This window comes from Shewanella oncorhynchi, from assembly GCF_012584455.1.
Classification (GTDB): domain Bacteria; phylum Pseudomonadota; class Gammaproteobacteria; order Enterobacterales; family Shewanellaceae; genus Shewanella; species Shewanella oncorhynchi.
Window position 1 is genome coordinate 13,411 of record NZ_JABAEB010000020.1, and the last position, 10,835, is coordinate 24,245.

The following is a 10,835-nucleotide window of genomic DNA, read 5'->3' on the forward strand; positions in this document are numbered from 1 at the left end:
TTAAGCCGCTGTTGGTTCAGCCAATGCTGGCAATGAATCTTTAGAGGCTTTCACAGTACGGATCACGTTATATGCCATGATCAGCATACCGGTCAGGAAGAAACAACCGCCAAGGAAACGTACAAAGTAGAAAGGATAAGAAGCTTCCAGACTTTCAACAAAGCTATAAGTCAAAGTACCGTCAGCATTCACTGCGCGCCACATCAGACCTTGCATTACACCTGAAATCCACATAGAGACGATGTAAAGTACAGTACCAATAGTCGCTAACCAGAAATGGACGTTAATTAACTTGATACTGTACATACGGCCGTGACCGAACAATACAGGGATCAAGTGATACAGAGAACCGATTGACACCATTGCAACCCAGCCTAGCGCGCCGGAGTGAACGTGACCGATAGTCCAGTCTGTATAGTGTGATAATGCGTTAACTGTCTTAATTGCCATCATAGGGCCTTCAAAGGTAGACATACCGTAGAAAGACAGAGAAACAACTAAGAAACGTAACACAGGGTCAGTACGCAGTTTATGCCAAGCACCAGACAAGGTCATGATACCGTTAATCATACCGCCCCAGGAAGGTGCGAATAGGATCAGTGACATCACCATACCTAAAGACTGAGTCCAGTCAGGTAACGCTGTGTAATGTAAGTGGTGAGGACCAGCCCAGATATACAGTGCGATCAGTGCCCAAAAGTGGACAATAGAAAGACGGTAAGAGTACACAGGACGACCTGCTTGCTTAGGTACGAAGTAATACATCATCCCCAAGAAGCCTGCGGTTAATAAGAAACCTACAGCGTTGTGACCATACCACCACTGCACCATAGCATCGACAGCGCCGCTATACAGAGAGTATGACTTGAACAGACTGACTGGTACTGCCATAGAGTTAACTATGTGTAGTACGGCAACGGTAATAATAAAGGCACCAAAGAACCAGTTCGCCACATAAATATGCGAAGTTGTTCGTTTGATAATAGTACCGAAGAACACGATAGCGTAGGACACCCAAACGATAGTAATTGCGATATCGATAGGCCATTCTAATTCAGCGTATTCTTTTCCTTGGGTGAAACCCATTGGTAAAGAGATAGCTGCTGACAGAATGATGGCTTGCCATCCCCAAAACGTAAATGCGGCTAACTTAGGTGCAAATAGTCGGGTTTGACAGGTGCGTTGTACGACATAATAGGATGTTGCAAAAAGGGCTGATGTACCGAACGCGAAGATCACCGCATTGGTGTGTAATGGTCGCAAGCGACTATACGTTAACCAAGGAGTGTCAAAGTTCAGCTGAGGCCAGATTAACTGAGCCGCAATTAATACGCCGACTGACATACCAACAATACCCCACAAAACTGTGGTTAAGGCAAATTGGCGGACAATGGCGTAATTGTAATCAGCGCCTGTTGGCTGGGAATGGTTCATCATAATGCTTCCACTGCTTATTACTTTTACTTTTAGTAAAGACAAGCTTTACCTGTTATAAATGACATAAAACTCAGCCTCCCTATTAAGGTTGCTGAGCGATGTCAATGCGTTACCCTGCATATTTTTGCTCAAATATGAGGTTTCGCAATGATACTTGAGCCATATCAAAAAAGATACCAAAGAAGGGGTGTGGAAAGTTGATCTAGATCAACCTACGCCATAGAATGTTAACATATTGCATCATAAGGTTAATCTTTGTGCTAACTCGTCTGAGTCCCTATTTATTTATCGCATTATTTAGCTTCAATCTCACAGCTTGTAAGGAAGATGCAAAGCAAGTCACACTTAAAAGCAGTCTTGATCCTTCACTTTGCCAATTTTCTAAGGGGGATTGTGTTAAAAAAGTTGAGGATGTTGAGCTCACTTTTCGCTTGTCACCAGAGAGTGCACCAAGCGAAAAGCCATTGACATTACAGTTGTTATCTTCCATGCCAATTTCTAATGTGCAAATCCGCTTAGAAGGAAGAGACATGTTTATGGGCGTTATTTCTGTAAATGTGAAGCAAACTGACGAAATGACTTATATCGGTCAGTTAGTCTATGGTTCTTGTAGTAGTGGCTACATGGTTTGGCGTGGCTTTGTGAGTTTTAGCGTTAATGGTGAAACTAAAACGGCTGTTTTTGATTTTCTCGCAGATGACAATGGTTAGATATATCTTTGAAAGTGCCTGATATGGATTTCTAAACATCAAGACAATCAACTATACAGATTAGTGATCCTTCCAGTTTTCTTTTACTTTGACAAAAATATCTACATTTTCAATAAAGAGCTGTAATAAGTGCGGATCAAAGTGTGTTGCCGCCCCTTTACGCATTTCAGCTAAAACCTCTTCTAAAGGCCAAGCTGTTTTATAGCAGCGGGCATGGGAAAGGGCATCAAACACATCTGCGATTGCTACAATCCGCGAGAAAATGTGAATTTCGTCTTGTTTTAGATTTGCAGGATAACCAGAACCATCATATTTTTCATGATGTTGCAGTGCAATAATTGATGCGGCCTTTAGTATTGGTCGCTCAGAATTTGCAAGAATTTGATGGCCAATCATAGGGTGCTGACGCATAACTTTCCATTCTTCGTCATCTAATTTGCCGGGTTTAAGTAGGACAGCATCGGGGATCGCAATTTTGCCTATGTCATGCATTGGTGAGGCACGGCGCAGTAAATCGGCTTCGTATTCACTTAAACCGGCGAGTAATGCTAATTGAGAACAATACTCCGCCATACGTTTCACATGATTGGCAGCTTCTTTCGAGCGGCTTTCAACAACATCACCTAAACGTAAAATAAGCTCTGATTGTGTATCTTCCACCTCCTGATTGAGCAGCAAATTTTCAAAGGCTATGCCCACGTTGATGGCAAAAATATCAATGAGTTTCTTATCAATATCATCAATTCTATCAATACCATCCATATAAAGTAGATTGATTAAACCGCCTTTGGTGGGAAAGTAACCGATAAAACAATTGTCTTCATAAAGGCACCGCTGTTGGGTGAGCGCACTGCGCAGTAGACGATCAATATGTTCAGGTAGTTGCGTAATGTGGGATTTATTCGCAAATTGGCCAGTACCTGCAAGGATTTCTATATTAACAGGTTCAACATGACCACTAATTGCATCAATCGCATTACAAGTCAGCAGTAGCGTTTCTGAATCGAGATTAAGTAGAGTGGCCACTTGAGTCAGTAGCCCATCGGCGAATTTATGTAGGGTGCGCAGTTCAAATAATCCTGAGGTGGCTTCTAGTACTCTTTCTAAGCCCTTACGGTGATTTATTTGGGTGCGCCTTGCTTGCTCGATTTCCATGATATCGCGATAAGAGCGAAGGGCTGAGTAGACGCTGGTCATCAGCTTACGGGAATCCAGTTCAGCTTTTGCTTTGTAATCATTAATATCGTAATTGACGATAACGTCTTCTTCAGGTGCTTGCCCTGGCTGGCCTGTACGTAAGATCAATCGAGTGGTTTTATTCAATAATTCTTCACGGATCCACTTTACTAGTTCTAACCCTGCATGGTCACTTTCCATGACAACATCAATAAAGGCAATGGCGATGTCATGTTCTTGATTGAGTAATTCTTTTGCTTGTTCGGCACTATAAGCATTGATAAAGGTGAGGGCACGGCCATCAAGTTTAAAGCGGGAGAGGGCAAGCTTAGTGACGGTATGAACATCAGGTTCATCATCGACCACTAATACCTTCCAAGGAATACCAGACTCTGTTGTCTCGGTAGACTTTTTACCGGAAAAAAGAGGGTTTTTCTTTGCAAGATCAATCAGCATCCGATACCTCATTCAAGTAAAAATAATGATCACATAATCAGTGTAGTAGACACATTTCAAAGCGGTGCAAAATCTTGCATAAAATAGCGAGGTGAGTGGTACTCCTTAAATTACATTGTTGATAACAATTCTCATTTGTGTATTCTATTACTATCAAACAATGATAGGGAGGGAAAGGGCATGACTAATCGAATTAACTTATCAATTTCAGCACATAAATTGGCACAGCTAATACATGATGGACACATCTGCGCATCTGACTTCACGTGCTTAGATAGTCAATCGAAACAGCAAGTGTGGCAGCTATGCTTGATCTGTTGCAAAAAGCGTATTACTTGTCAGCAATGTTCATTTTCAAGTTGCGCTAAAAATCTGACATATCTTGATGCCGATAAATAACATTATCGGCATTTGCGTTTAAGTATTATCATACAAGAAACTCTTATAATTCAGATGTAATATGCAACTTCCTCCAGTAATCCCGTTATTTGACTCATTTGAATTCATACAAGTTGGCAATAGTATTGTTAACCAATATATCACCCAAATTAGCATGAAAAAGGTGGTTGATGCGGGCTTAGTCATCGAGCATGCCAGTGATTGGCTATTTGAGCAAAAGCATAACGAAAACAACTATAAAGCTTATCGCAGTGAACTCACTACGTTTCTGCATTGGTGTTTTGATGTAGTTTCAATGTCTCCCATTCAAGTTACGCGCAAAGACATGAGCCGTTACGTTGATTATTGCCAAGCACCGCCGATAGCACTGATCGGTTATTTTAATGTGCCACAGTTTAAGTACGATAAACTGCATGATGAACGGGTTCCAAACTCGCAATGGCGACCATTTGTCGGCAAAAAACAACTCGGGCAAATCCAGCCTTATGTGTTAAGCGATAATGCGTTAAAAACAAAAATGGCCATTTTGTCTTCGTTTTATTCGTATCTGACAAGTGAAGAATATTGTGAGCGGAATCCTGCTCAAATCTGGCTTAATCACAGTCGATTTGCAGCAAACAGGCAATATCAGCGTCAAAGTCATGAAGATGAAAATAGTCTCGCATTCACTGAGTTACAGTGGTCATATATTATGGCGACCGTTACTGGACTAGCAGAAGAATTTCCTGAGTTACATCAAAGAAGTTTATTCCTCGTTATATTGATTTATTGCTGTTATTTACGCATTTCAGATGTGTCTGCACGTGCGGGTTATTCGCCGGTGATGAACCAGTTCAAACGTAATCAGCAAACGGGCATCTGGAGTTTTCATATTCCGTTGAGTAAAGGTGGTAAAAGACGCAGTGTTGCGATTTCAAAAGCTTTGCTCGATGCATTAGTCAAATATCGTCAGTTTTTAGGATTAACGGATTATCCAGGACCAGACGAAAATCATCCTTTGTTTGTACGGCACAAAGCTGCTGGACGCGGCCGAGATGTTGGTATCCTCAATGCCAATCTAGGCATTCGTCATGTTCGCGACGAAATTCAAAAAATAATTAATCTGGCTGCAGAACGTATAGAAATCGATGGCTTTACACAAGATGCGGCGCAGATGCGCAAACTTACTGCCCACAATATTCGTCACACCGGCATTACGCACGATATCAATATCAACCGCAGACCGTTATCCCATGTACAAGCCGATGCTGGCCACGAAAGTATCGACACTACATCGCAATATTTGCACACAAGCCAAATTGAACGTCATGAAAGTGCATTCAACAAACCAATCGACCATTTGAAAGGCATAGAGTGATTAGATACAAAGCTGCGCACAATGTATATTATGTTAAATGCGTTCTATATGGTTCCCATTGCCGCTCTGTTTGTGTGTGGCTTGTCATTCCAAATGAGTTTTGTGTCATTTCGTGAGTCTGACTTTTGTTATTATATATCAAGGCTATAATTCACTCCGCCAACAGCTTTGCTCCATTATGGTGCAAAGCTGTTCATCCAGAGCGCATTAAACTTTGTGTTTGCTGCTTTTTGACAAAGCGCATCTCACACGCAGCTATGCGAACACTTTTGAAGTATAGATGACGTGTTAGAAATGAATTTTATGAAACAATGCCCCAATCAAATTATGTCGCTCCATTAGAATGATTACTTACAATAATTCATCGGTTTACCAAGCTTAATTGAAATTGGTTCGTAGCTATATTTCCACTGCTTAATCTTACCTATTAATTTGTTGTAATGTTGATGACGTGATTTATCAACATCGGAGTCGTTCGAACACATCACCAGTTCCACTTGACTGTATCTTAAACAATTTAATCGTCGCTACGTGAATGCTTTGGTATATTGGACTCGCAAACTAGCCAGAAACACCTAGCAACGCGCTTATGCTTGTCCCAAAAGTCACAATAAAATACTAAGATGTTGCCGATTTTGAGCCGCTATGGACATAAATATGTCATTTTCAGGAGTTTTTATAGATATCGAGTGAAGCGCCCTAACCTTCTTTGGGACAAAAAATCATTATGTGTACTAGCTCATATATGAACTGACAGCGTTGATTAAATTGCTAGACTTAATCGGACAATCTCAACTCGACCCCACCCAGCTCATTTCTGGACATTTTCAAGTTAGACTTTTAGCTCGAATTAGTGAATTTAGAATTAAAATTTCTATGGATAACGCCTACTTAAGCGGTTTAACCTCCATAACTTCTGAGTAGCTTAATGTTGAACAGTTACGGTTAGTTATTAATACGAATGACTTTTAAATGGGATTGATATCCATAACACTGCCCCTGATAGCGTGTTCTGGTCTAATCCCATCGGACACTTAACTTTGAGACAGTATGGTCAATAAATTAAGAGGTCAATATGAGTCTGAACAAATCACATAAGAGTTATCCGCAGGCATTTAAGGATGAAGCCGTCTTGATGGTGCTGGAGCAAGGTTATAGCGTTGCCGATGCGAAAAAGCCTCTTGGAGTTAGCACTAGTCTGCTTTACAACTGGAAGGAAAAACACGAAGCCTTGTAGCAAGGCCTTACCTTAGAATAGACTGAACGTAATGAGTTGAAGAAATTTCGTATATAAAAAAATTATTACGCATGGAGAAAGAAATGATAAAAATACCCAAGGGGCACACCGAGGCCAGCGCCTTCTTTGCGAGAGAAATAATGAAGTAAAATTTAGTTTCATCAAACAGCAATCTAACCGGTTTCCCACAACACTGTTATCCATCGTTTCACACTGATTCTACTGACCAGCATACTTGCGAGAGCGGTACGAGAATTACCTTCGCTGAAATGGAGTAAGCCTAAATAGCGCCTACGTTTGCGTGCACTTTTCTCCGATTTACTAAGGCTACGATGTTCGGATTATTCATATTTTTTATAATTAAAAAGCGAATATCAATTAGGCCACATAATTAATGTAAATTGTATTGCTGGCGTTGGCTTTATACCTGGGCTGAAAAACAAAAAATGATTATCGCGCTTAGCGTAATTTTATTGAACATTCATCATATAGGTCATCCTCTGGAGCTGGTTTTGATTAGTATTGGTTCTTGTACAGAACTTGATGATTGTGCTTTTTGGGCTTCTTCGATGCGTAAGTCAATAGTGGCAACTAACTTGGAAAACGCCGCCATCGAAGAAGCTCACGAGTTAGTCACCGTGGCGGACGATGGCGTGACGAGGCGGGTGTGTCACTCCCAAATCGAGGTGTTCTATGTGGAACTTGCGAACGTTCTTTAGCTGCAGCGCTTGGCTCAGCCAAATCCGCAAGGATCGGGCAATCCGGGCGGCCATCGCCATGGCAATTTTCAGCTAGCTGCTCGAGCGTTTGCACCATAGCTTGTAGTTCAACGATCTTCGCCTTCAGTCCGTCGGCATGGGAGAGCGCCAACGCCTTAACGTCGGCGCTCGCGCGATCTCGGTTGCACCACAAGACCAAGAGTTCCGAGATTTGTTCGACAGAAAAGCCAAGGTCGCGTGCGCGACGGATGAAGCGAAAGCTTTGCGCGTCCGCCGAGTTGTAATTTCGGTAGCCAGCATCAGAACGGTTAGCTTTGGGTATCAAGCCAATCTGTTCGTAGTAGCGAATCATCTTCGCCGAGATGCCGGACAACTTGGCTGCTTGACCAATATTCATCATTCTCTCCTTCTAGTAAATTAATCAAATACGCCCAAAAACTTAGGTTTACCTACGCACAGATATTTCTCTGGGCGTAAAGAACACGTCGGCATACAGGTATTCAGATCGCATTCATGTTGTCTATATTCCATCTGAAGATTGCTCAGAGCTAATGTGGTGATCAAATGCATATAGTCCCGCCACACCTCAGGTGTGACGACTCTTGCAGTGGCAAAGAGATGTTCTCGGGCGTCGCTATAATCGTCCTTGAGGTGATCCAAGGGCGTATTTGGTGAAAACATGTTGTGTAACTCCTTCAACAATATTCGTCTACCAAGCGTGACTTTTGCGCTACCACCCCAAAAGCCAATGACTTGGTGTGGGTTTAAACCATCATCGGAGCCCTGAAACGCTTGAGTCGGAGCGCGTTGCCGAGCACAAATATACTGGAAAGTGCCATTGCGGCCGCTGCGAAAATTGGCGAAAGCAAGGTGCCATTCAACGGGTAGATCGCACCCGCCGCAACCGGGATCAACACGGCGTTGTAGGCGAAGGCCCAGAAAAGGTTCTGCTTAATGTTACGGATCGTGGCCTGACTAAGCGCGATCGCATTCGTCACTCCACGCAAGTCGCCCGACATTAGCACCACGTCAGCAGCTTCTATCGCTACATCGGTTCCCGTGCCGATAGCGAGCCCAACATCAGCTTCGGCGAGTGCTGGCGCGTCGTTGATACCGTCTCCCACGAAGGCGACTTGCGCGCCATTGTTCCGGAACTTCTTCAGCGCCTCGACTTTACCATCGGGGAGGACCTCGGCTAAGACTTCATCGATGCCAAGCTGCTCGGCAATCGCCGCAGCGGTCGCCGCATTGTCGCCAGTGATCATCGCGACTTTCAGCCCGAGCGCGTGCAGCGCCTTGATTGCTTCGGGCGTTGTTTCTTTGATTGGATCTGCGACTGCAATCACCGCTGCCAAGCGGCCGTCGATCGCGGCATAAAGTGGGCTCTTGCCTTGCTCGCCGAGACGCAGGGCGGTGGACTGCAAGCTCGACACATCCAGACCGAGCTGCGTCATAAACCGATCCGCACCGACGGCGACGGTACGACCTGCGACCTTGGCCGACACGCCGAAGCCCGGTGTTGCGTCGAAGCTCTCGATAGGTGCAAGGGTGAGGTTCAACTGCTTTGCGGCTGTGACGATCGATTCGGCAATCGGGTGCTCGGAGCGGGTCTCGACGGCCGCAACAAGAGCAAGAACTTCGTTGTATTCAAATCCCTCGGCAGGCACGAGATCGGTCAGCTCGGGGCGTCCTTTGGTCAGCGTGCCGGTTTTGTCGAGCGCAATAACGCTCACATCGCGCAACGCCTGCAAGGCTTCGCCCTTACGAAAGAGTACGCCGAGCTCGGCCGCACGGCCGGTGCCAACCATGATTGAGGTCGGCGTTGCCAGTCCCATAGCGCACGGACAAGCGATAATAAGAACCGCGACCGCATTAACGAGCGCAAAGGTCAACGCTGGGGACGGGCCGAAGATTAGCCAGACTAGGAAGGTCAGCGTGGCAGCTGCCATCACCGCTGGGACGAACCACATGGTCACTTTGTCGACCAGCGCCTGGATCGGCAGCTTTGACCCCTGCGCTTGCTCGACCAGACGAATGATCTGCGCGAGAACAGTATTCGTGCCGACCTTGGTGACGCAAAAACTGAAAGCGCCCGTCTTGTTGATAGTGCCACCGACAACTTCGGCTCCCACCCCTTTAGATACGGGCACCGGCTCACCGGTGATCATGCTCTCGTCAACATAAGAGGCACCTTCAACGACTTCGCCGTCGACCGGAATCTTCTCGCCCGGACGAACGAGCACTATGTCACCAGTCATCACCTGATCGAGCGGTATTTCGAACGTTTCGCTGTTGCGCTGGACGCGTGCGGTCTTAGCCTGAAGTCCGACGAGCCGCTTGATCGCTTGCGAGGTTCGCCCCTTGGCGCGCGCCTCCAGCATGCGTCCGAGCAGGATCAAGGTAACGATGACAGCAGCAGCTTCAAAATAGACGTTGGCAGTGCCTTGCGGCAGCGCTTCAGGGGCAAAGGTTGCGACGATCGAATAACCATAAGCCGCCGCGGTGCCGACCGAGACCAGTGAGTTCATGTCGGGAGCACCACGCAGCAACGCCGGTACCCCTTTTAGGAAGAAGCGCAGACCCGGACCGAACAGGACCAGGGTGGCGAGCACGAACTGCACATACCAGTTGGTCTGTTGCCCCAGAACCCCCATCACCCAATGATGCATGGCGGGAATAAGGTGAGAGCCCATCTCAAGGATGAATACGGGCAAGGTGAGGATGGCTGCAGTGATGAAAGAACGTCGCAGTGCCCGCGCCTCGCTCTCACGACGCTCAGTGTCCTGATCGCCAGCATTCGCCGTTTCGGCGGACAAGCGACGGGACTTGTAACCCGCCTGTTCGACAGCGGCTTCAAGATCTGCCGTGGAGACGACCCCTGCAAAATGGCGCACCCTCGCGCGCTCGGTCGCCAGATTTACAGTGGCTTCGAGCACACCCGGAATTTTTACGAGCGCTTTCTCTACCCGGCCCACACACGATGCGCAGGTCATGTCCTCGATCGCCAACTCGATGGTCTCTTCGCGAATGGTGTAGCCAGCGTTCTGAATGGCGTGGACAACCGCCTGCGGATCGGCTACGCCGGTGAAAGTCATGTCGGCGCGCTCGGTGGCAAGATTGACCACGGCCGTCTGCACCCCAGGGACCGCTTTCAACGCTCGCTCGACACGGCCGACACATGATGCACACGTCATGCCTTCGACAGGCAGGCTCAGACGAGTGCCTGCGGACACGGATTGATTGGCGTTTTGTGGCAAGGAAACAGAAGCCATTGAACTACTCCTTAAATGTTGAGTTAAAAAAAGCTTAATGCTTCCAGCTATGGGAAGGTCAAGTCCTATATG

The 10,835-nt window shown here is 45.9% G+C and carries 8 protein-coding genes and 2 pseudogenes; 4 read left to right on the plus strand and 6 right to left on the minus strand.

Annotated elements, in window-relative coordinates; all coding sequences use genetic code 11:
* Nucleotides 1-1,437 (minus strand): cytochrome-c oxidase, cbb3-type subunit I, encoded by a 1,437-nt coding sequence (gene ccoN, locus HGO26_RS21205; RefSeq protein ID WP_028759964.1) that lies wholly within the window; start codon nucleotides 1,435-1,437, stop codon nucleotides 1-3.
* Nucleotides 1,438-1,661: 224 nt separating this feature from the next.
* Between ccoN and HGO26_RS21210 the strand changes: the two genes are divergently transcribed.
* Nucleotides 1,662-2,147, plus strand: coding sequence for a hypothetical protein (locus tag HGO26_RS21210; RefSeq protein WP_211085988.1), 486 nt, complete (start codon nucleotides 1,662-1,664; stop codon nucleotides 2,145-2,147).
* A 60-nt stretch (nucleotides 2,148-2,207) separates the two neighbouring features.
* On the opposite strand, the gene HGO26_RS21215 is transcribed toward HGO26_RS21210, so the two are convergent.
* Nucleotides 2,208-3,779 (minus strand): DUF3369 domain-containing protein, encoded by a 1,572-nt coding sequence (locus tag HGO26_RS21215; RefSeq protein WP_168827708.1) that lies wholly within the window; start codon nucleotides 3,777-3,779, stop codon nucleotides 2,208-2,210.
* A 180-nt stretch (nucleotides 3,780-3,959) separates the two neighbouring features.
* Here HGO26_RS21215 and HGO26_RS22425 point away from each other — a divergent pair, with 180 nt between their 5' ends.
* The 3 genes and pseudogenes from HGO26_RS22425 to HGO26_RS21230 form a co-directional block, all read left to right on the plus strand.
* Nucleotides 3,960-4,178 (plus strand): hypothetical protein, encoded by a 219-nt coding sequence (locus HGO26_RS22425; protein WP_105252484.1) that lies wholly within the window; start codon nucleotides 3,960-3,962, stop codon nucleotides 4,176-4,178.
* 61 nt (nucleotides 4,179-4,239) lie between these two features.
* Nucleotides 4,240-5,535, plus strand: a complete 1,296-nt coding sequence (locus HGO26_RS21225) for a tyrosine-type recombinase/integrase (RefSeq protein ID WP_168827709.1) — start codon at nucleotides 4,240-4,242, stop codon at nucleotides 5,533-5,535.
* A 1,075-nt stretch (nucleotides 5,536-6,610) separates the two neighbouring features.
* Nucleotides 6,611-6,971: pseudogene (locus HGO26_RS21230) on the plus strand (transposase); the annotation flags it as partial.
* On the opposite strand, the pseudogene HGO26_RS21235 reads toward HGO26_RS21230, so the two are convergent.
* The 4 genes and pseudogenes from HGO26_RS21235 to HGO26_RS21250 form a co-directional block, all read right to left on the minus strand.
* A pseudogene (locus tag HGO26_RS21235) lies at nucleotides 6,967-7,121 on the minus strand (IS630 family transposase); the annotation flags it as partial. The pseudogenes HGO26_RS21230 and HGO26_RS21235 overlap by 5 nt on opposite strands.
* Nucleotides 7,122-7,405: 284 nt before the next feature.
* Nucleotides 7,406-7,888: a Cu(I)-responsive transcriptional regulator gene (gene cueR / locus HGO26_RS21240; protein WP_105252486.1), complete on the minus strand. Its 483-nt coding sequence runs from the start codon at nucleotides 7,886-7,888 to the stop codon at nucleotides 7,406-7,408.
* A 20-nt stretch (nucleotides 7,889-7,908) separates the two neighbouring features.
* Entirely contained in the window at nucleotides 7,909-8,172 is a 264-nt protein-coding gene (locus tag HGO26_RS21245) for a hypothetical protein (protein WP_105252487.1), read from the minus strand.
* A gap of 83 nt (nucleotides 8,173-8,255) precedes the next feature.
* Nucleotides 8,256-10,763, minus strand: a complete 2,508-nt coding sequence (locus HGO26_RS21250) for a heavy metal translocating P-type ATPase (protein WP_168827710.1) — start codon at nucleotides 10,761-10,763, stop codon at nucleotides 8,256-8,258.
* Nucleotides 10,764-10,835: the final 72 nt, after the last annotated feature.

What these genes read in the sequence shown, in the direction of transcription:
- ccoN (WP_028759964.1), bottom strand. Translation starts at nt 1,437, where the DNA reads ATGATGAACCATTCCCAGCCAACAGGCGCTGATTACAATTACGCCATT.
- HGO26_RS21210 (WP_211085988.1), top strand. Translation starts at nt 1,662, where the DNA reads ATGTTAACATATTGCATCATAAGGTTAATCTTTGTGCTAACTCGTCTG.
- HGO26_RS21215 (WP_168827708.1), bottom strand. Translation starts at nt 3,779, where the DNA reads ATGCTGATTGATCTTGCAAAGAAAAACCCTCTTTTTTCCGGTAAAAAG.
- HGO26_RS22425 (WP_105252484.1), top strand. Translation starts at nt 3,960, where the DNA reads ATGACTAATCGAATTAACTTATCAATTTCAGCACATAAATTGGCACAG.
- HGO26_RS21225 (WP_168827709.1), top strand. Translation starts at nt 4,240, where the DNA reads ATGCAACTTCCTCCAGTAATCCCGTTATTTGACTCATTTGAATTCATA.
- cueR (WP_105252486.1), bottom strand. Translation starts at nt 7,888, where the DNA reads ATGAATATTGGTCAAGCAGCCAAGTTGTCCGGCATCTCGGCGAAGATG.
- HGO26_RS21245 (WP_105252487.1), bottom strand. Translation starts at nt 8,172, where the DNA reads ATGTTTTCACCAAATACGCCCTTGGATCACCTCAAGGACGATTATAGC.
- HGO26_RS21250 (WP_168827710.1), bottom strand. Translation starts at nt 10,763, where the DNA reads ATGGCTTCTGTTTCCTTGCCACAAAACGCCAATCAATCCGTGTCCGCA.